14 protein-coding genes are annotated in these 21,597 nt (G+C 32.2%); 7 read left to right on the top strand and 7 right to left on the bottom strand.

The annotated features are described in order from the left end of the window. Positions 1–3 precede the first annotated feature (3 nt). The 4 genes from PLJ10_01040 to PLJ10_01025 form a co-directional block, all read right to left on the bottom strand. The gene (locus PLJ10_01040) at positions 4–2,814 is read right to left on the bottom strand and encodes an ATP-binding protein (protein HOK08228.1); all 2,811 of its coding nucleotides are present in this window, start codon (positions 2,812–2,814) and stop codon (positions 4–6) included. Between the two features lie 158 nt (positions 2,815–2,972). Beyond that, positions 2,973–3,896 (bottom strand): CHAD domain-containing protein, encoded by a 924-nt coding sequence (locus tag PLJ10_01035; protein ID HOK08227.1) that lies wholly within the window; start codon positions 3,894–3,896, stop codon positions 2,973–2,975. 20 nt (positions 3,897–3,916) lie between these two features. Beyond that, complete coding sequence (locus tag PLJ10_01030; GenBank protein ID HOK08226.1) at positions 3,917–6,637, bottom strand: family 78 glycoside hydrolase catalytic domain; 2,721 nt, start codon at positions 6,635–6,637, stop codon at positions 3,917–3,919. Between the two features lie 29 nt (positions 6,638–6,666). Beyond that, positions 6,667–7,203 (bottom strand): metallophosphoesterase family protein, encoded by a 537-nt coding sequence (locus tag PLJ10_01025; protein HOK08225.1) that lies wholly within the window; start codon positions 7,201–7,203, stop codon positions 6,667–6,669. Positions 7,204–7,285: 82 nt separating this feature from the next. Between PLJ10_01025 and PLJ10_01020 the strand changes: the two genes are divergently transcribed. Next, positions 7,286–7,783, top strand: coding sequence for a ferritin-like domain-containing protein (locus tag PLJ10_01020; protein ID HOK08224.1), 498 nt, complete (start codon positions 7,286–7,288; stop codon positions 7,781–7,783). Here the strand turns inward: PLJ10_01020 and PLJ10_01015 are convergent. Continuing rightward, complete coding sequence (locus tag PLJ10_01015; protein ID HOK08223.1) at positions 7,772–9,271, bottom strand: MBL fold metallo-hydrolase; 1,500 nt, start codon at positions 9,269–9,271, stop codon at positions 7,772–7,774. The two genes, PLJ10_01020 and PLJ10_01015, sit on opposite strands and share 12 nt — an antisense overlap. A gap of 72 nt (positions 9,272–9,343) precedes the next feature. On the opposite strand from PLJ10_01015, the gene PLJ10_01010 reads away from it, so the two are divergent. Next, positions 9,344–10,522 carry a pyridoxal phosphate-dependent aminotransferase gene (locus PLJ10_01010; protein ID HOK08222.1) on the top strand — a complete coding sequence of 393 codons (1,179 nt, stop codon included), beginning with the start codon at positions 9,344–9,346 and terminating at the stop codon, positions 10,520–10,522. A 3-nt stretch (positions 10,523–10,525) separates the two neighbouring features. Here PLJ10_01010 and PLJ10_01005 read toward each other — a convergent pair whose 3' ends face one another. Further along, positions 10,526–12,328 (bottom strand): ASKHA domain-containing protein, encoded by a 1,803-nt coding sequence (locus PLJ10_01005; GenBank protein HOK08221.1) that lies wholly within the window; start codon positions 12,326–12,328, stop codon positions 10,526–10,528. A 100-nt stretch (positions 12,329–12,428) separates the two neighbouring features. Between PLJ10_01005 and PLJ10_01000 the strand changes: the two genes are divergently transcribed. Genes PLJ10_01000 through PLJ10_00980 form a run of 5 tightly spaced genes read left to right on the top strand, consistent with a single transcriptional unit; the run spans position 12,429 to position 19,805 of the window. Further along, on the top strand, positions 12,429–13,577 hold the full coding sequence (locus PLJ10_01000) for a radical SAM protein (protein HOK08220.1): 1,149 nt from the start codon (positions 12,429–12,431) through the stop codon (positions 13,575–13,577). Positions 13,578–13,587: 10 nt separating this feature from the next. Beyond that, positions 13,588–14,691: a glycosyltransferase gene (locus tag PLJ10_00995; GenBank protein HOK08219.1), complete on the top strand. Its 1,104-nt coding sequence runs from the start codon at positions 13,588–13,590 to the stop codon at positions 14,689–14,691. Continuing rightward, positions 14,688–15,782, top strand: a complete 1,095-nt coding sequence (locus PLJ10_00990) for an MraY family glycosyltransferase (GenBank protein HOK08218.1) — start codon at positions 14,688–14,690, stop codon at positions 15,780–15,782. The genes PLJ10_00995 and PLJ10_00990 overlap by 4 nt, the downstream gene beginning before the upstream one ends. 11 nt (positions 15,783–15,793) lie before the next feature. After that, positions 15,794–18,691, top strand: coding sequence for an O-antigen ligase family protein (locus PLJ10_00985; GenBank protein HOK08217.1), 2,898 nt, complete (start codon positions 15,794–15,796; stop codon positions 18,689–18,691). Positions 18,692–18,722: 31 nt separating this feature from the next. Further along, positions 18,723–19,805 (top strand): Xaa-Pro peptidase family protein, encoded by a 1,083-nt coding sequence (locus tag PLJ10_00980; protein HOK08216.1) that lies wholly within the window; start codon positions 18,723–18,725, stop codon positions 19,803–19,805. Positions 19,806–19,817: 12 nt separating this feature from the next. Here PLJ10_00980 and PLJ10_00975 read toward each other — a convergent pair whose 3' ends face one another. Beyond that, a complete protein-coding gene (locus PLJ10_00975; protein HOK08215.1) occupies positions 19,818–21,596 on the bottom strand; it encodes a hypothetical protein in 1,779 nt (592 codons plus the stop codon). Between the last annotated feature and the right edge of the window lies 1 nt (position 21,597).

The raw sequence follows: 21,597 nt of genomic DNA, 5'->3' as shown, positions 1-21,597 counted from the left end.
TTCTTATAATTTAGGAATCTTTACAAAAAATCGAGTTCTTTGTGTATTTGATTCAAATTCTAAATTTCCGCTGTGGATTTCTATTATTGTTTTTGATAAAGGCAAACCGAGACCTGTTCCTTTATCTTTTGTGGTGAAAAATGGTTCTAACAATTTATGTTGTATCTCTTTTGGTATTCCATCTCCGTTATCTTCTACTGTTACAATAATATTTAGTTCATTTTCTTCCACATTGATTGTAATTTCAGGGTTCTCTTTATTTTCAACTGCTTCGATTGCATTATTCAATAAATTTACGAATACTTGTGTAAGGAGTGTAGGAACAGCTTTTATTTTTACATTTACACATTTATTGTTATATTTTAAATCTGCTTTTATTTTTTCTATTTTGGGTTGTGTTAATTCAATTGCATCTTTAATTATTTTATCCAGACTGTAAATTTTTAGAGGTGCAACTATATCTTTTCTTACAAAAAGTTTTAATGATTGGACTATATTATCAATTCTTGTTATATTTCTTTGTAATTTATCTACAAAAAATGTAAATTTTTCTTTATTTAACTCTCCTTCATTATTCAATATATTTTGAATATGTTGAGTAGCTAAGGATAGAATGGCTAATGGATTGTTAATTTCATGGGAAATCCCACTTGCCATGACACCTAATGAGTACAGACGTTCTATTGCATTTAATCTTTTTTCTTGTTCTTTGATTTTCTGTTCAATTGTTTTTTTCTCTATGCTTGCAGAAATTATTTCACTCGCAATTTTTAATGCATTTATTTCTGCTGATGTCCAAAGTCTCTCAGTTAAGCAATCATCAAAACCTATAACTCCCCACCATTTTCCAGACACAAAGATGGGGACTATAGCGATTGAGATTATATCCTGCGGTTCTAATACTCGCTTTTCTTCCTCAGGGAAATTTTTTATACAACCATAGACAGGTTCTCCTTTTGAAAACATATTAGCCCAACGACCATATCCTTCTTTTTCATAGTTAAATCCTTGCAATTCTGGATTATCTATTTGTGGAGTTATATTATCATTAACCCATTCAAAAATTTGGTCAGTCACTAAAGAACCATCACTTAACTTTCTGTTTTTAAAGATATATGTTCTACTTACCTCTGCTGATTCTCCTAATATCTTTAATGCTTCTTTGATTGCTTCGTCCCAATTTTGCGATAGAAATAGCAAGGAGGAACATTTTGCAGTCGCTTCAAGGATTTTATCCCTTATTTTTAAGTGTTCCTCTATTTGTAGTTTTCTTATTATTTCTCCTACTGCGTTACAGAAGAAATATAATTGCTCTAACTCTTCATCAGAGAAGGTATCGTTTTCTCTAAAAAATATAATTGCATCTCTAATTTTTTCTTTATCTGTGATAGGGATAATTGCACAATATATGTTATGTTGAGTATTGTCATCATTAATTATTTTTATATAATCTACCTCGGTTTCTGTTAATCTTTTCGTATTTACATTATCGAAAAAATCATTGATGTATCTTTCAATAGTATTTGACAGTTCGTTGCTAATGTTTTTATCGTAATATACTATTTTATGTCTTTCATTTTCTGTTGTCTCTACTAAATTTCTTCCGACTTCATCACTTATAAGACATACAGAAATCGAATTTGTAACGTTAAAAGAGTTTTCTAAAAACTCGGCAAGCAATTGATTAGAATTTTTATCAGATTGATGTGAGAGTTGTAGGATAATTCGAGAATATTTATGTTCTCTATCCCAAAACTGCTCCATCATTTTTCTCTTGGTTATATCCTGCCCAAACCCAAAAATATATTCCTTGTCTTCACTAATCTTTAAATAAACTGATTTGATTTCTTTGTGGACATAATGACCATCTTTATGTTTATGAATGGTTGTAAAAGGACTATCTTCACCTTTTTTTAATGATTGAAAGTGCTTCTCAAAATTTTCAGGTGTATAGAAAACATCTATTTCAGGGAGACCCATTTTACTAAATGTATTGAGGTCATATCCCAAACTTTTTGCAGATGATTCATTAACATATTCGAACTTACCTTTTCGGTCAAGCAGGTAAAATTCGTTTCCAGCATGGTCGACGATGTATTTAAATAATTTTAGTTTTTCTTCAGCTTCGATAAGTGATGTTAATTCATAAAAGAATATATTATGAATAGGTTCATGGTTTGTTTGAATATTAGACAAATAGATATTTATATATTTTTTTATGTTGGTTTTAGTTTTTAATTTAAGAAGAGAAGGATTTTGGAAGTTTTCTATTTCTATTTTTTTACTATTACCAATGAATAAAAAATTTTTGAACCAATCATTGAGTGATGTATTGTATATTTCATCTTCTTGTGATTCTAAAATATTTAATGCCTTTTCATTTGCATACAGTATTTTTCCCTTGAAGGCTAATAAATAAGCGATGTCTTTCTGGATAATTGGTTGGAATATAATAGGAATTTTATCTGAATAATTTGTGTAAAGATTAAGATAGTTGTTGCAAAATGGATAAAGTAATGCGAAGTGTTCAATTTCTTCATTAATTATTGCTTTTTTAGAAAAACCAATGTGAAGGACACCAATTAATCTATCTATGTGTTTCGGTTTTATTCTGTAAAACAGAATAGGATTATAATTTTCATGACTTTGATGTTTTTTGACGGTGGATAAAAAAGAGTTTCTATCTTCTTCATAAATTAAGTTTTTCCATAACTCTTTATCTGTATTCTTTATATTTAGACATCTTTGTGTAAATTCTAAAAATTCTTTATCAAAATCTACTATATCGCCAGATTTATTAAATAAAAGAAACATTTATTTTTCTCCTATTTTTTTATTTTACCACGAATTCTTTTGATATTGTACATGATTTTGGAAAAAATAACTATAAGAATTTATAAAATTATCCCCATCAATTGATATTAAATATTTCTGAATCTAAATTTTATTTTCTGTGTTAAATATATATTATGTCAACTGATACAAATATGTGTATTACAAATTTCTTTTATTTCTTGTTTAATATTTTTAATGTTTTTTGTATTTATTACATTTTCAATAGCATTTTCAGCTTCATTTATTTTTTTCAGCATTTTTTCTTTCAGATCATCCCTTATCTTACTAATATTTTGTGAATACGCCTGGTTTGTTTGTTTATTGAAGTCTTTTAATAATAAGGATAAGATTCTGAAATCATTATAGTCGCCTAATAGTGTTTGTGTTGTTTTTAGGTGTTCTGAAAAGTTTTGCAATGGTGATTGAAAAATATAGTGATATATTTCCCACATATATCGTATTTTTTTTATTAATATTCGAAATATGTGAACTGTTTCATTCATAGGCGATTTTACATTTTGGATGGACTTTGTTCCTCTTTTTATTTTGGTTATACTTGATAAGACTCTTTTTTTTGCATAAGGATAGATACAGAAATCTGATGGAAATTTGAGATGCTCTTCAAGTGGTGGGTAATTTAAAATCTCTAAGCTTGTATTATAAGCAATGGAACAGTTCTTAACTTCATTTTCTCTTAATTTATTAATGTAATTGGAAAAATCGAGTATAAAATTTTCATAGAAGGTTTCTTTATTGTTAATCAGAAGATGTTCAAACACTTGCTGTATAACGTCTAATTCTCGTCGTTTACTTAAGGAACGGGTTATTGTTCTTAGTTGTGTAGTAAGTGTGTATTTAATATCTGAGGGAAGCCACTTTTTACATTCATTGAGTACCGCTCGCATTCTCCTTGTGGCAACTCTAACATCATGTATAGCATCGGGGTTATACGTGAGAAGAAGGGGAAGATTTGTTTTTAATCCATCAAGATGGAGATTATAGTAACTTATAAAGATTTCTCTTGTTTTAGGACAAGATATTTCTTCCCCTTCTTTCTGCATATTTAAACTCTATATTATTTTTATTTTACAAGGAACTGATATGTTCCTGAACCTAATTCAAATATTTCTTGAAGCGGTTCTGAACTTACGGAAGTAACTTCTGGCTTTGCGCTAATGGACATATTTTCCTTCTTAGGAACGATGACTTTAGCTTTACTATTTGGAGGTATTACTACTGTTAGGGAAAGGGAACCATCGCTATTTTTGTCCCATCGTGATAAAACACGACCACGGACAGTATCAATATATGCTTGTGCGTAATTGATGGGACCTTCCCATGGTTTTGGTGCGATTGTAATGTACTTATAACCTGGTTGTGGTAGGCGTCGAATACCTGCAATTCCACCAAAGAACCAATCGACAACACTACCGAACATTTGATGGTTATGTGAATTCATTTCAGGACCAGTTTTGTATTCCCATAGTTCCCAAAGAGTTGTGGCACCTAACTCAATCATATATCCATAGCTTGGGAAGTCTTTTTGTAATACGACTTTATAGGCGAGGTCGACCATGTTATTATCGGTCAGAACGTCATAGACATATTTGGCACCTAATATACCGCAATATAGATGTCCATTACGTTTAACTTCGATTTCTTCTCTCAATTTCTTTAATGCCATTTCTTTATATTCGCCTTGTGCTATGCCGAGATATAATGGGAAAATCTGTTGGAATTGAGTTCCTTCAAAAGGCGTTCCTTTTTCTTCACCATAGCGGTAATATCCTTTTTCCTTGTCAAAGTATTTTGCATTAAATGCTTCAGCGACTTTTTGCTTTTTTGCTTTGAAATAGTCGACGTCATCTTGCTTTCCAAGTACGCCAGCGAGTTCTTCTAAAACCACGGCAGTCCAATAATAGCATCCGGTACCGATGGGTTCCATAGGTGATTTTTCAAGTGCTACCCAATCGCCATAATGGCAGTATTCCATCACACCGTCTTTTTCATCTTTTTCCATAGATTTGAACCAGCGAACTAAATTGTCATAATGGAACTCTACGACCCTTCGATTTTGATAATATCTCCAAGAATACCAAGTAATTAGTGGGTAGGCAATTGCCCAAGGGGGTGAGCCTTTTTTATCGCCCCAAATATTTGCTGGACAGGTATCTGGGACATAGCCTTCTGGACTTTGTGAGTCTGCAATATCCCATAACCATTTTTGATAGTATGCTGCGACATCAAAATTCATAATTGTTGCTTCGGATGCGAGATGTGCATCGCCCATCCAGCCCATTCTTTCGTCGCGCTGAGGGCAGTCTGTCGGTATACTCATATTATTTCCACGAATAGCCCATAATACGATGTCTCTGATATTGTTAATTAATGGGTTATCACATTCAAAATGGCCTGAACGTGCAAAATTTGTATGGAAAACCTGGGCTTCAATTTTATCAGGAGTTAATTCTCCAGGATAACCTGTAACTTCAGCATATCGATAACCATGCTGAGTAAATCGAGGCATGTATTCTTCTTCTCCTTCCCCTTTCAATATATATTCATCTGTAACTTTGGCTTTACGTATGTTTTCTACATTTAATCTGCCATCTTCATATAGTAGTTCGGCATGGCGGATTCTCACTTTTGTTCCTGCGGGTCCTTGGACTTTCATTTTTATGACACCTGTCATATTTTGTCCGAAATCTACCATATATACTTCTTCATTTTTATCGGGGCCACCATCTTTACGTTGAGTGATTGATACTGGTTTTATTCTTTGAACAATCTGTATTGGAGGCATAACCTGGGCAACGAGTTTTTCTGGGACATGTTCAAATAAAACAGCCTGTGTCCACCCGCTATCATCATAATCAGGGGTATCCCAGCCTACTTTTTCTAATCGTGCATCGTAAGTTTCGCCATGATATAGACTTTCTTTTACAATAGGTCCTGTGCTTGTTTTCCATGATTCGTCAGTTATAATTTTTTCTACTGAACCATCTTCACAAAGGATACGTAATTCAAGCCAACCGCCACATGTTTTTTTCCACCAACCATGTCCTAACATCATTCCAACCGCATTTTTCCCTTGTTTTAATAAATTTGTAACATCATGAGTTACATAAAGTGTCCTTTTTTCGAATACTGTATATGCTGGGTCTAATAAATGGTCACCAACTTTTTGTCCATTAATATGCAGTTCGACATATCCTAAACCTGAAACGTATGCACGAGCCTCTTTTATAGGTTTAGTAATTTCAAAAGTTTTTCGGAGCATTGGCGAAATTCTTTTGCGTTCCCATTCTTCTTTTTTATCGTCTTTAACTGGTTCTTCATCTTTTTCTTGATGTCTTATCCATTTTGCGGACATTTCTTTTTGTGGATTCAAGAATGCAGTTTCGAAATATGTAGGTTCACTATAACGTGTTGTTTCATTGTTTTGATATGTTACACGAACACGCCAAAAATATCTTGTAAAACTTTCCAAAGAGGGTCCTGCGTATTCAATATGAACATTTTCTGCTGATTCGACGGTTCCCGAATCCCATACATCTGGCTTATCCTGAAGTAAAGCATCTAATGATTTGGATACTTGAATTTGGTATGCCTTTTGTTCTACGTTATATCCTTTTGCTGGGAGGACCCAACTAAAACGTGGAATACTTGTATCAATTCCTATCGGGTTTTTTAAGTATTCAACACGTGGATTTTCTGGAATTAAAGGCGATTGTCCCATACATGGGATTGACAAAATTGTCATGCTAATAATAATTGGCGTTAGCATAAATTTGTTTAACATATAGTTTCTCCTTATATTAAATGTTTAGTTTAGTTATTTTTCAAAATATTATTGTACGATACTTGCGCCTTATTTAATATCTTTTTTACATCAATTGCAGATATAATTTCAAATATCGCACTTTCCTGAGTAAGCTCGATAATGCCAAAGCTTGCTTCTTTACCTAAGTCTATATTTTTCTTTAAATGGCCAGGGTTAAACAAGACTTTGTCCTCTTCTATTTTAATGATTGGCGTATGTGTATGTCCAAAACAAAGGATATGACTATCTCTGGCATCACTTTTCTGTAGCAATTCTAATGTATGTGCAAAAGCAATTTTAATATTCAAGATTTCCTCTTTAATTATTTTTGGTGTTTTCCAGTCGTGGAATTGGTCACACCATAATCCTGGCACCATCTTTATGGGTAAGCCGAGAGAGGAGAGATATTCACCATCTTCATAGTTATCCCCTAAATGATAGATAGTACTTACCTTTTTTTCATTTATCAAAATAAAACACACTTTTTCAGCAAGTTGATAATTATTATGAGTGTCGCTAATGATACCTAATATTCTATGAAACATGTTTGGTATTTTCCTTCTAATATGATATTATTTTAATTTAAAAATGATATCCAAAAAAAAGCAACAACGGAAAGGAAGAATTATGGGTACAAAAGGTAAAGAAATAGTTAACATGGATTTAAATCGACTACTCAATTTGTTAAACAAAGCACTTTCAGATGAGTGGTTTGCTTATTATCAATATTGGTTAGGTGCTAAGGTTGCAAAAGGACCGATGAAGGAGGCAGTGATGGCGGAATTAATTCAACATTCTGCAGATGAACTAAGACATGCAGATATGTTGGCTCAGCGGATAATCCAGTTAGGTGGAACGCCAGTAGAAAGTCCAAAGCAGTGGTATGAGCTGACCAATTGTGGTTATGACCCACCGAGTGACCCGTATGTCCGTCCTTTGTTAGAACAAAATATCAAAGGGGAACAATGTGCTATACAAGTATATAATGCGTTGTTAAAAGAGACAAAGGATGGCGACCCTGTTACTTATAATATGGTGTTGCAAATACTACAAGATGAAGTAATGCATGAGGAAGACCTTCAGGCGCTTTTGGAAGACCTGGACTTGATGGTTTCAAGAAAGTAAATATTTATCAAATAACTGTTGAGATATAATATTTTTTTCTTTTAAGTCAATGAGATGGGCTTTGAGTTGTTGTTTTGCTAAGTGAAGTCTTTCTTTAGGGACGTCATTATACGCTTCTAAAAGAAGTTCATTTATTGAACTTACTCCTGATTTGATAAGGTTGATTATCTTTTCTTCTCTTAATTTACGATGTTCTATTAGTTTTTTTATCATTTTATTCCCAGGCATAAAAAATAAGACAACACCATGTCCTGGGATAATTAAATCTATATCTAATGTTGAAATTTTTCCTATAGAGTCCATATATTTCCCCATAGAACCACCATCATCAGGGTCAATAAGGACGGGACCTTCGGAACTTATAATATCCCCTGCTATAAGAGTTTTTGTAGTATTCTCGTAAAAGGATAGATGCCCCTCTGTATGTCCTGGTGTTGAAATAACTTCAATAATCCAGGGTATATCATTTTTGCCTAAAATAATTTTATCACCATTATTTAAGATGCCATCGATTGGAAATGGTATTTTTCCTTTACATTCTGGAGATGCATATATAGGTAATTCGAAATGTTTGGCTATTAACTCTGCACTACCTATGTGGTCAATATGGCTATGTGTTATACATATACCGACAAGTTTTGAACCCATTTTTATAAAATGTTCCAGCCAAAAAATCATTTCTTTTGTGCTTTGTTCTTCACCACTACCAGGGTCGATAATGAGCATTTCATCTTTTCCGATAACTACACAATTTACCTGATTAAAAAACGTATCTAAGGGGCAAGGTAAAGGGAAAATATGAACTCCTGCACGGGGGTGAAAATATGAATAGCCGTCTCTTTTCCAAGGAATAATGTTTAAATTATGAAATACTTCTGGAATGCCAAAATATTCAATTTGTTCTAATATATATGCCACAGGTGTAGAAAGGGACACTTTTTTTTCATGCCATTGTTGAAGAATATTTTTTGGTGTATTCCATAATATAGATTCAACTTCATCTATACTAATATTACCTAATTTGAAGTATTCTTCTTTCCATTCGATGAAGAAAAAGTACGTTTCGAAGCGTTTTGGCAATCCTGGAGGTGTTATCCAAGGACCTGAAAATGGGACGTCATCAAGATTTAGTTTTAGATGGAGGAAATCTATGATTTTATTAAAGCCTACTTTTCTATTATGTAAATCATACCATAATTTTTTTAATTCATCTTTCTTTTGTTTGTTATCGATTATGGAAGGGAAATAGCCTGTTTCTTCAAATGTTTCTCGGATTGCACCAATAAAAGCACTTTTTATCTTTTGTTCTGCTTTTCCATCGATATAATAATTCCAATCTTCCTTTTCTACTCTGCCTCCAGGGAAAGCATGGTGTCCAGGTAGAAATTCCATTGTTTCACCACGTTTAATAAGTAATACTTCAGGGTTGTTTTTTATATTTCTCCATAAAATACAAACGCCTGCTAACTTCGGAATCAATTCTGTCATATTAAAAACTCCACATTATTAGATTATAATCGTAACATATATTTTATTTTTGATACTTATAAGGATACTAATATGTTTATATCGAAACGATTCGATTATTATGATTTATCAGGGGATATTAATCCAATTGCTAAATTGTATTTTTCGTATAAAGAAAAAGGACAGCTTATTTACGATTTAACCCTATCAAATCCGACTAAAGCAAGTATAAGATATCCGAAGTATGAAATACTTCAAGCATTAAACGACGCAAATGTTTTGTTATATGACCCCAATCCTAAAGGCTTAGATATAGCTCGAAAAAGTATATGTGAATATTATAATAACCATGGTTATTCAATTTATCCTGAAGATTTATTTCTAACTTCTGGGACTTCTGAGGCTTATTCTTATCTACTTAAATTACTTTGTAATCCAAATGATGAGGTATTAATACCCGCACCATCATACCCATTGCTTGATTTTATAGCATCTTTGGAGACGGTTAATGTGGTACCTTATTATTTAAGTCGTAATGATAATTCTAAATGGTGTATTTCACAAAAATCATTAGAAGAAAGCATTACCACAAAAACCAAGGCAATCTTATTCGTTCAACCTAATAATCCCACTGGGAATATTTTAAGTACTGATGAAATTGATATTCTTATTTCTGTTGCGGAAAAATATTGTTTACCATTAATAATTGATGAAGTATTCCGTGACTATACTTTTTCCTCAAAACAGCCTGTCATTTTGAGTTCAGAGAAAATTCCAATATTTACACTTAATGGTATTTCTAAAATATTAGGGTTACCTCAACTCAAATTAAGTTGGATTCTTGTTTCTGCGCCTGAAAATATGAAGAACGAGATTTATGAAGCATTAGAAATAATTGCTGATACATTTCTTTCTGTAAACACACCTGTTCAAACTGCATTACCTAAATTATTTGAGTTCCTTAACCCGATTCAATCAGAAATAAAAAATCGTATAACGAATAATTTACGTTATGCAACTAATTCCTTCGCAACCCATCCTATTTTATCTTTATCTGTTCCTGATGGTGGTTGGTATCTTGTAGTTGAGGTTAAAAATATTGATGTTAATGATGAAGAATTAGTTTTAAATCTTCTAAAATATTCTGGGGTATATATTCATCCAGGGTCAATGTTTCGATTTCCTCATGGTAAATATATAGTTATTAGCCTTTTACCGCAGGAGGAGGTATTTCAGGAAGGTGTTAATAGAATTTGTCAGTATTTTGTGTGATTTTTATCCTTGATTTGTAGGGAAAAAGGTAGATAGTGCAAATTCTTCTTCAAAGTTTGGAAGTGTTGATAAATCAATATGTTTAATTGTTTTTGCTAACTCATTTGCTTTTTTTCTGATGTCCTTATTTATTAGAGCCAATTTTGAACCAGCTAAACTGGTATTCCCTACGAAAGATATATTATTTACATTAACTTCATTGGGTAGTAAGCCTAATCGGACTAAATTATTCGGGTTAACATAATAGCCAAATGTTCCTGCTACAAACACCTTTTTAATATTTTCTAAGTTTATTCTGGCAATCTCAGATAACAATTTTATTCCACATTTAATAGCGGAGCATGATAACTGTAACTGACGAACATCATGTGCAGATAGAAATATTGCGTTGTCAATATCTTTATAATCATTTACAATAAATACAGTTTCATTATTTTTTAATTTTATCCGTGCCTTTATTTTATCAGGGATGATATTTCTTAATTTTTCATTGTTGAGCATTTTTCCTGAGTAATCTACGATACCCAAATTTAAGAGGACTGCTAACAAATCGATTAAACCGCTTCCACATATTCCAACGGGTTTTACATTCCCTATTGTATATATTTGTATATCATCATTATCATAGGATACATGTTCAATTGCTCCTATGGTTGCTCGCATTCCGCATTGAATTCTTCCACCTTCGAAAGCAGGACCCACTGCTGTTGATGCTGTCCACAAGTGTCCATCATTGCCAACAACAATTTCACCATTTGTGCCTAAATCGATGAATAAAAAAGGTTTGTTGTAATTGAATAGGTTTAAGGCAACTAACCCAGATACAATATCGCCTCCTACAAAACCTCCGACAGCAGGATAAATGTAAACCTCGGCTTCTGGATGGGTATTTATCTCTAATTCTTTTGCATGTGTATTTATTGTTGAATCTATAACAGGTACAAAAGGACATTCGCCAAGAGAAACAGGGTTAATTCCTGTAAGCAGGTGAATCATAGTAGTATTGCCTGCTATTGTAATATCATAAATACAATTTGTATCAATTCCAGTTTGATTTGTTAACTTGTGCAATAAATTGTTTATCCCGTCAATAACCTTTTTTTGCAGTTGTTTTAAGTTTTCTTTTGAATGAATCGCATAAGAAATGCGACTGATTACATCATCACCATACATAACTTGTGGATTTAAATCTGATATAGCACCTTTTGTTTCGCCACTAATTACATCTGTAATTTCAATTGCAATAGATGTAGTTCCTAAATCTATGGCTATTCCATAACACCCTTTATATTCATTATCTGAAAGCCAATCTAATATTTTTTTCTCAGAAGATATAAGTATTCCTGAAAAATTGTTTTCCCTTATTTTTTCTTGTAGTATTTTTAATAATGAAAGTGGGATATCCTTCTCACCGATTTTTTGGAATATACGACTAATATAGGAGCGTGTATCATTAAAACCTGGTTTGTCTAAAAGTAGTTTTGAAGCATATATATTAGGTTTTAGTTGAATAGTTGTGTTTATAAAATAAGGTTTTTGGTATTGAAAGGTCTCCCCTTCTGTTTGTATGTATTTATCTGGCAAATATACCGTTATTTCTTTTGTTATATTAAATTGACAAGCATAGACTAATCTTTTATCGTTGTTTTCCTTAACCTCTACGAGACATTTTCCGCAAATTCCTTTTCTCCCACATGATGACGGTATTTTATAGTTCTGTTTATGCAATATATCTAATAAATTGCTCCCTTCATTTGCCTCTATCACTTCATTAACAGGTAAAATATGTATATTTATTTTTTTCAAACCATATCCTTTCTTATTATTAAGATGTATATATATTGTTATGTGATATTATAAATTAAAGTTGGTCTTTATGAGGTATTAGAAAGTAATAACATTAGCAATGTGGTACTTACTTCCATCAAAGATAAGGTCTATTGTTAAAGCGTGGGTTAATCCTCCAGTTTTTCCTACCATTTTACAAATAGAGCCTACAAATCGCTGTAATCTTAAATGTATTATCTGTTCTCATGGATATAACAAGATTACAGAATTTTATGATTTGAGTTTGCCTGTTTTTAATAAAATTGTAGATGAAATATATCAATTTAAGTACTTAAAAGGTGTTCATATTCAAGGTTTGGGAGAACCTATTTTATATCCCAAATTAATAGATGCGATACAATTTTGTAAAGAACGGAACTTAGAAACGTATTTTAACTCTAATTTTACGATTTTATCCGATGAAACTGCGGAAATGTTAGTTAAAATACAGCATGATAGAATCGCAGTTTCAATAGATACAATTGACCCTGATCTTTATTTATGTATCCGTCCTGGGAGTAAAAACCATTCTCTTTCTCGGGTATTAAATAATATTAAAAAACTTGATGAGTTTAAGAAGAAGAATAAATCTGATAAGCCTGTAATCGCAATACATGCCGTTATATTTAAGAGCACGGTTAGTCAAATTCCAGAAATGATAAAAGTCTTTAAGGAACATGGTGCTAATATGCTCTGTTTTCAGCATTTAATAGTTTGTGGTATTCCTAATACTATCAAATTTCCAGACGGGACTAAAATTGTAGATAATACGATTGTTGACTTGCCAGATAAAGAAAAAGAAGAAATATTAACCTTTATACGTTCATTGAGTTCTCCAGATTTTGAGGTCGTTCCACCTCATGACTTAGATTTCTATGATGAAACCCTGCCACCTCGAAAGGGTATAGTTACTTGCTTTGACCTCTGGGAAAAGCCAACTATTTCAGCAAATGGTGATTTTATGCCATGCTGTTATACATTAAGTTATCGTCAGTTTTATATGGGTAATATTTATGAGTCTGATTTTAAGTCTATCTGGTTTAGTGATAGGTATAAAGATTTAAGATGGCAACATGTATCGGGTAATTTAAACCCTGTTTGTGCTACGTGTAGCCAGTTATATCAGGTATTTCAACCATCAACCAAGCTATTATTTGAAGGTAAAATTGACAAGTTTAATTATTATCCGAATGTATTTTTAGGTACCCAAAAATATTCGTTTTATTAGTGGTATTACAATGCATATTTGTCATGTTTATAAAGATTTTTATCCTCCTGTTATTGGTGGTATTGAAAAACATATCGCTTTGTCTGTTAAATATCAAAAACAATGGGCAAAAATCACTGTCCTTGTTTGTAGTAGACAACTAAAAACATCCAGAACCGTTACTGATAATGTTGAGATTATATCTGTTGGGGAACTTGGGCGTATTCTAAGTAGTCCTATTGCACCATTATTCCCGTTATATTTGAGAAATATTAAGCCTGATTTGTTCATTATTCATTCTCCAAATCCACTTGGTGAGCTGTCTGTCTTGTTAAATCACGGGAATATCCCTTATGTGGTTCGTTATCATAGTGATGTAGTTCGACAAAAATACACGATGAAATTATACTCACCTTTATTTTATAATTTTCTTAAGAAATCTGAATTAATTATTCCAACGAGTGATGTTTACGCTAATAATTCGCCTTTTTTATCAAAACATTTAGACAAATGTAAAACAATTCCTCTTGGGATAGAGACAAATAAATTTGGATTTTTTGACAAAAATAAAATTGATGAGATACAAAGAAAGTATGGTTCCTCTTTTGTTTTCTTTTGTGGAGTTCATCGTTACTATAAAGGGATTCATGTTTTGATTCAAAGTGCCAACAATATTAATGTCCCTATTGTCATTGCTGGTGATGGGCCTGAACGAAAAAGGTTAGAAGATTTAAAAAAATCACTTTCATGCGATAATGTATTTTTCATTGGACAAATTAGTGATGATGATTTAATAAATTATTTACATGCATGTTCCTTATTTGTGTTTCCATCTATCGCAAGAAGTGAGGCATTTGGTTTATCAATTATAGAGGCTCATTCCGTTGGGAAACCTGTAATTGCAACTAAACTTGGCACCGGAGTAGAATTTGCGAATCTTGACGGTATTACAGGAATTAATGTTCCTCCCAATGACAGTATAAGTTTAAGCAATGCTATCTCTTTTTTGCTTGAACATCCAGAAATTAGGATACAAATGGGTAAAACTGCGAAGGAAAGAGTTGAGAAGGAGTTCAATATAGAAAACACTGCTAAAATGGAATTTGATTTGTATCGGAGTGTTGTAGGCAAATGAATTTGTTTTCTTTTATATATTCCTTTGCGATATTTATATCTTTTTTAACAGGATTAATATTAACAGAGTTGTGTAGAAGTGTAGCCATACAATTAAATATTTTAGACCATCCCCAAGGTCGCAAATCTCATATTGAACCTACGCCATTACTTGGAGGTGTAGGGATATTTGCGTCTTTTCATATTTCTCTATTTATTATTTTTCTTTTGTATCTTTTTTCGAAAGATTTTAGGGAGGCTTTGCCAGGGAGTTCTATTATTGATTTTTTAGGGGCTGGTTCTTTTCAAAAGGTTTTGGGGATTGTAGGAGGTAGCGTAGTCATTTTTATTTTAGGTTTGATTGATGATATTAAATCACTTCGTCCTGGGATAAAGTTGGCTGGTCAAATATTAGCCTCCCTAATATTGGTATTTTCTGGAATTCGAATAGAAATGTTTTATTTTTCACATTGGTTATTATCATCTTTAATAACAATAGCATGGATTGTCCTTTTAACAAATTCTCTTAATTTGTTAGATAATATGGATGGACTGTGTGCAGGAATATCGTTTATATCTGCTATTGCCTTTTTCCTTTGTATTCAGCCTTACGATGAGTTTCTTATTCGTCTCTTTTTAATGATTTTTGCGGGTAGTGTTGCTGGTTTTTTGTTTCATAATATCAATCCAGCGAGAATTTTTATGGGAGATGCAGGTAGCATGTTTTGTGGTTTTTTTCTATCTACGATTGGTGTGCTCGGAACATTTCATTTAGAAGGTACCCCTTCTCGTGTTGCTATCCTTGCTCCTGTAGTTATTTTGAGTGTGCCACTTTTTGATACGTTTAGTGTTATTTATCTACGATGGAGAAGTGGACAACCTATTATGTTAGGTGACAAAAGACACTTTTCACATCGTCTTGTTGAATTAGGAATGACATCAAAACAAGCTGTTGAATTTATATGGCTCGTTGGAATTATTACATGTATAGGGGCTTTATTCCTTCCTATGTTGAATTTTAATTTTAGCGTCCTTATTATTCTTCAAATCTTAGGGATATACATTCTTATAGTTCTTCTGATGAATGCACAAAAAAATACAAATGGAAAGTAGTTAATAGTCTTATGGGTAAGAAACAAGGTAAAAATTATTTAAAGAAACCTGTTGAAGATAAGTCGTCTTTCAAAACAGCAGATGCATTTTTTATGGAGGATATCCACATTGGAGGATATTTTTTAGACTTTTCATTAAAAGGAGTTATTTTAACCTCCATTATTATAGGTTGTGTCTTTATTGTAAATTTACTTCTTTTTTATTTTGGTATATTAGAAAAAGTAAAACCTCTAATTTTATCTTATTATGACACTATTAATTATTTAAGATATACAAGAGGAAGTAATGATATTTTCGTTGTATTATCTGGTCTTATAATTGTAATGGGTTTTTCTATAATTCAACCTATTTTGGGGGTTTGTGCAATATCCATTGTCCGTTGCTGGTTGGATGGTTACACTTATCCGACAGATAATACCTATTTTGTGTGGGCAATTATTTTTATATCCATTTCTTATATTTTTAGGAGTTGGTTTAAGAAGGACTCGTTAAAAATTGACATTCATACGCTTATTTTCTTTTTGTTTACACTGGTTTTATATCTGCTATTACCCTTATCACACCAATATGGCAAAAGTTACCGTTATACCATCTTATGGACATCGTATGCATTTTTATTTTTTTCTACCTATGGTAGTTTAAAAACTGCAAAACAACGAAATGTTTTACTATGGACACTTATTATCGCCATGGGTTTGCAAACATGGTATGCATTTATGCATTTTCAATATGTATTACCATTTTTAAGAAAGAGTATTGCTGAGGATCCTGCATTACGAATTAAATTTTTTGGTACAGCCGAATTATCGAGGGAACTTATATATAGATTTAATGTTAACCGTGCATTTGGAACAATGTTGTTCCCTAATGCATTAGGTGGTTTTATTATCCTTCTCTTCCCTATTAGTATTTTTTGGGCTTATCAACATATCAAAATGTTCGTAAATCTATGGGATGAAAAAAATACAAATATGTCAAAGAGGAGGGAACGTTGGGTCTTAGTGCAAACAGCCATAATCTGGCTTATTTCGACAATTATTATTTATGCTACAGAATTGTTTCCACTTACATATAGTCTCGAATCGAGTTCAAATATTGATATATATCTTGCAGGAGGCTTAGCAGGTTTAATAAGTTTAATACCATCATGTGTGTTTGCATGGATTTGTATCAAAAAGGGTTATCAAACGGGCAAGTATTTTTTATACTCATTAATTCTTATGTTATCTGTTATATTTGCATTCCTTTCGCTTTGGTTAACATATTCCAGAGGGTCATGGTTATCGTTGGGATTATCCTTTTTAACAATTTGTTTCTTACTTATTTTATCTCGGATTTCTGACAAAAAGTCACTAAAAGGTACTCTTTCAATAATTATTTTTACCTTTATTATTGTTCCCCTTTTTGTTCTCTCTCTCTCATTGAATATATCCAATGCTGAGGATATTGATTCTAATCAATCTAAGAGTAATGAATCTGTTTCCTATCAAAGTAGGGATGCTAATGAAGCGGCTGAAGAGATACTTGAATCTGGTGTCGGTGTATCTTGGAAACAACTTAGAGACCCGTCATCGTTTCGACTTCGTTGGAGTTATTGGAAAGTAGGTTTTAGTATGTGGATACATAACTTTTTTACAGGGGTTGGTTTGGGGAATTTTGCCCTTGCCTATCCAAGATATCAATATTTAGGGGCAGGAGATGTAAAAGAGTGTCATAATGGATATTTGCAAATGTTATGTGAAACAGGTGTTTTAGGAGGTATGATTTTTATTACCTTCATTATAAGTATTCTGTATAAAATATGGACAGGGTTAAATAGGAAACCGATTAACCTGCATCACATTGCATTATCGATAGGTATTTTAGCTTTTCTTTTACATGCGGGTTTAGATATTCATTTTTCCCATTCTTCACTCATAACCTATTTTCTGATTACACTCTCTCTATTTTTATTTGATGAAAAACAAGAAGGAGTTGAAAATGGTAATACAGTGAATAAGCTTTTGAAATCGAGGGGTGTATTTTTTATATTTTTTGTTTTAGTGATGTGCCTTACTTACTTGTCTTATCCGCCTTATTTAAGGGATTTAGTTCGTAGTAGAATGTCATTTTTAAATGTTGGAAAGGATGCAGAAACATCTATTGTATTGAAATCGATTAATTATACATTTACAGATGTTCTTCAGTATGCATTGGGTAATTCGAAGAAACAACCTAAGATGTCTGCTACTGTCTTAAAATATTTCTTTGTTGATTTAAACAACATGAGGAAATATGGAAATGTGTATGTTCCACAAGGGAAAGGAAGTAATAAAGCAACTTTATTACCCGAGGGAGAACCTGTACCTGATAACGCGGTTCTTGTTATCAAGAATACATGGAATTTTATAAACCATATTCGGAACGCTTCTATAAGTTATGCAAAATATTTAAGTCGTGTAGATAGCATTTTTCCATATCAGGAGGATATTCCATCATCTATCACAGAGATATATAAGCAAGTATTTACTTATTCACCTAAAGATATATTTCCGACTGTTTTTGAAGAAAGTCGTAAAAATATGTTGTTCTGGGGTGAAGAAACATTAAAAAGAAGTCCTCAACATGGTGACCTTTACTACAATTTTGGAAAAGTGTTATGGCTTGCTGGTACAAAAGATTTCGAAACTCAAGAAGAACAAATAGAATTTTTGAAACAGGCGATTTATAACTTTGAAAAATCTGCATCCATTTGGAGAATAGTTCCATTTTACTGGGATGAGTATATATCACACATGAAAGATGCAAGGGACATATTTGCTAAATATTCACTAAATAATGAGGTAACTCTTTTGGATGAGAAGGTAGAAAAAGCAACTGAATATGTAACGGATTTAAAAGAAAAAAGGAGAAAACTTAACATTTGGTAGGATTATTTTAATCCTATATGGGGATGAGTAAATGTTTGATTATATGAATAGAATAAATCGAGTTCGGGAGATAATAAATAAGAACGAATGCGATGCTTTTTTAAGTTTTTGTCCAATTGATAATCGTTATTTATCAGGTTTTACTGGTTCATCTTCGGCTATTATCATTACGGCAAACCATACCTTATTATTTACTGATTTTCGTTATCTTGAACAATCAAGTCAGGAGGTCTCCGATTATCAGATTGTTATTGTCAAAGGTGAATTAGAAAAAGAAGTTGCTAACGCACTTTCTTCTCATAATGTGAAGAAAGTTGCAATTCATCCTGCAAAAATGAATTTGCTGTTAATGGACACACTAAAAAAACAGTTCTCAGGTGAATTTATCTCTGTTTTTTACGAACTCTCTATGCTTCGCATAATAAAAGATGAAAAAGAGATAAACCTCATAAAGGAAGCCTGTCAAATAACAGAGAAATGCGTCTATAATGCGGTAAAAAACATTAAAGAAGGGATGACAGAAAAGGAATTATCTTTACGTATTGATTATGAGTTTCGATTGTCTGGTGCAGATGGTTCTGCCTTTGACACTATTGTTTTATTTGGAAACCGATCATCACTACCACACGGGAAGCCATCGGATAGAACGTTGAACATTGGGGATATTGTGCTCATAGATTGTGGGTGTGTTTACAAGGGATATTGTTCAGACCTTACACGGACGTTTATTTTTGGGGCTATTCCAAGCACATGGTTTATGGATATATATACTATTGTTCTTAATGCACAAAATAAAGCGTTGAGTATGTTAAAACCCAATGTTTTGGCAAAAGATGTTGATAGTGTTGCTCGTAATATTATCACGGGTATGGGCTATGGGGAGTATTTTGGTCATGGATTAGGACACGGAGTAGGTTTAGAAATCCATGAACCGCCACGTTTAAATAGAGAAAGTGAAACTATATTAGAAGAGGGCTTTGTTGTTACAGTTGAGCCTGGAATATATGTACCAAATAGAGGTGGGGTTAGAATTGAAGATGCGGTTGTCATTACGAAGAATGGATGTGAAAGATTAACAGTCTCTGATAAAGAACTATTTGTTATTCCCGTGTAATTTGTAGTGCTACTAAAATTTAAAAATGCCAAAACTTTCTTTAGGTAAACGTATATATTCTCTATTTATCGAATAATCTTTATTTTCAGTTATATCATGAACATTATTTTCATTTCCTTCATAATACAATGCTGATTTCATATTTAGTTTTTTGTTAAATTTTACTTTTATTTCTTTGTCTGATAAATTTACCCAGAATATCCGATTTCCTAATCTTACAGACTTGAAGTATGTAGGATTGGAACTTTTTATAGGATATATTTTATTACCTTGTGCTGTGTTATTTGTAAACATTTTCATTGCATAATACATTGGGTAAATTTGCCAATTTTTATCTTTATATCCCCACAATCCCATCCGCATAGGTTCTTTTAAACCAGGATAACGAACTTCTTGTAAGCACCAGAGACTATAACCAGAAACACCTTGATTTAATCCGTCAATAATCAATGCTACGCTATACAAAGCACCTTTGTATTCCTGCATTATTGGATTTATAGATGGTGGTTTAAAGCGTTGGTCTGTTACCCCGAATTCTGTTACTGTAAAAATATGGTGTTTATTATTCTTCACATATTTATTCATTAACTCTATACGCTCATGGAATAATTTATCAGCAAAATAGACAGTGTTATATTGCCAATAGAAATGAGAAGCCCAAATATTCACATAGGACTGATAATCCTTGTCTTCCAAGCATTTTTGAAACCAGTCTGTGCCCATTGCATCGTCACTACCAACAATTTGAATTGATAAACCTTCCTTTTTGAATCTCTCCTTTAGTTTTTTATGTAATTCTTTGTATTTATCAAATCGGTTTCCCTTTGTATAGAAAAAATAGTTAGGTTCATTAGTTAAAGTAAAATATTTTATGTTATTAAATCCTTTGTTTTTGATTAGGTGTTTCAATAACGCAACTATAGAATTTGTCCTTTTATCTACATCTTCCCATGGATAAGGTATTCCCCAATTAACACAAGTAATATTAACAATTGTATTAAGTTTCTGATATTCTTCAATTGTTTTATAAAGGCTTTGCATTCCATCACTATCAAAAGTAAAACTTAATCCATCATCTTTTGGGTCCCAGTCTTTAAACCATGCAAATGTCCTTACCCAGTGCGGTTGAATAGATATGATGCGTTCTTTTCTAAGTTGTACTGCTTCATCGTCTACCCCCTCAATTTTATTATTTGTATCATAAAAACGGCCATCATCTTCTGCACCGAAACCTAATAACTTTTTCTTTAATGGTTTATTATTTATATGTAATGTTACTTCATTTTGCTTTTGTTCTAAATGCCATGGGGTTGAGATTATGGGTTCATAGCATTCTAAGGCTCCTTGATTATGAATAAAGAGTGTTACTCTTATTTTTGAAGTACCAATTGGTGTTTTTCCATAAAGATGGATAGGGACAAATGTTTTTGTAGGTTCAGTCAACCTTTCCTCAACAAAATCGATTCTATTTCCATTTTCATCAATGAACCCTATTGTAACACCTACACCTAACGAATCTTTTTTATCTACTAATCTTATATATGTTTTTGCATAAACAAATTGTTCTTTAATGATTGGTATATCATAATATACATAATGCCATTTAGATTCATTGTCGCTTTTTGAGACAGAAATATTGAATATGTTGTGAGAAAAATCTAATTTCTGAATTTTCAATATTATAGACGGGTCTGATGATAGCCAGTTCTTAGGAGTAGTATCATCTACATATAGCAAATATGGCTCAATAAAAGCATGGGAAAATAAGATTGTAATATAAATAAACAACATG

This window comes from Candidatus Hydrogenedens sp. (assembly GCA_035361075.1).
In the GTDB taxonomy this organism is placed as follows: Bacteria; Hydrogenedentota; Hydrogenedentia; order Hydrogenedentales; family Hydrogenedentaceae; genus Hydrogenedens.
This window is presented reverse-complemented; position numbering and strand designations above follow the sequence as displayed.

What these genes read in the sequence shown, in the direction of transcription:
- PLJ10_01040 (HOK08228.1), bottom strand. Translation starts at nt 2,814, where the DNA reads ATGTTTCTTTTATTTAATAAATCTGGCGATATAGTAGATTTTGATAAA.
- PLJ10_01035 (HOK08227.1), bottom strand. Translation starts at nt 3,896, where the DNA reads ATGCAGAAAGAAGGGGAAGAAATATCTTGTCCTAAAACAAGAGAAATC.
- PLJ10_01030 (HOK08226.1), bottom strand. Translation starts at nt 6,637, where the DNA reads ATGTTAAACAAATTTATGCTAACGCCAATTATTATTAGCATGACAATT.
- PLJ10_01025 (HOK08225.1), bottom strand. Translation starts at nt 7,203, where the DNA reads ATGTTTCATAGAATATTAGGTATCATTAGCGACACTCATAATAATTAT.
- PLJ10_01020 (HOK08224.1), top strand. Translation starts at nt 7,286, where the DNA reads ATGGGTACAAAAGGTAAAGAAATAGTTAACATGGATTTAAATCGACTA.
- PLJ10_01015 (HOK08223.1), bottom strand. Translation starts at nt 9,271, where the DNA reads ATGACAGAATTGATTCCGAAGTTAGCAGGCGTTTGTATTTTATGGAGA.
- PLJ10_01010 (HOK08222.1), top strand. Translation starts at nt 9,344, where the DNA reads ATGTTTATATCGAAACGATTCGATTATTATGATTTATCAGGGGATATT.
- PLJ10_01000 (HOK08220.1), top strand. Translation starts at nt 12,429, where the DNA reads ATGTGGTACTTACTTCCATCAAAGATAAGGTCTATTGTTAAAGCGTGG.
- PLJ10_00995 (HOK08219.1), top strand. Translation starts at nt 13,588, where the DNA reads ATGCATATTTGTCATGTTTATAAAGATTTTTATCCTCCTGTTATTGGT.
- PLJ10_00990 (HOK08218.1), top strand. Translation starts at nt 14,688, where the DNA reads ATGAATTTGTTTTCTTTTATATATTCCTTTGCGATATTTATATCTTTT.
- PLJ10_00985 (HOK08217.1), top strand. Translation starts at nt 15,794, where the DNA reads ATGGGTAAGAAACAAGGTAAAAATTATTTAAAGAAACCTGTTGAAGAT.
- PLJ10_00980 (HOK08216.1), top strand. Translation starts at nt 18,723, where the DNA reads ATGTTTGATTATATGAATAGAATAAATCGAGTTCGGGAGATAATAAAT.
- PLJ10_00975 (HOK08215.1), bottom strand. Translation starts at nt 21,596, where the DNA reads ATGTTGTTTATTTATATTACAATCTTATTTTCCCATGCTTTTATTGAG.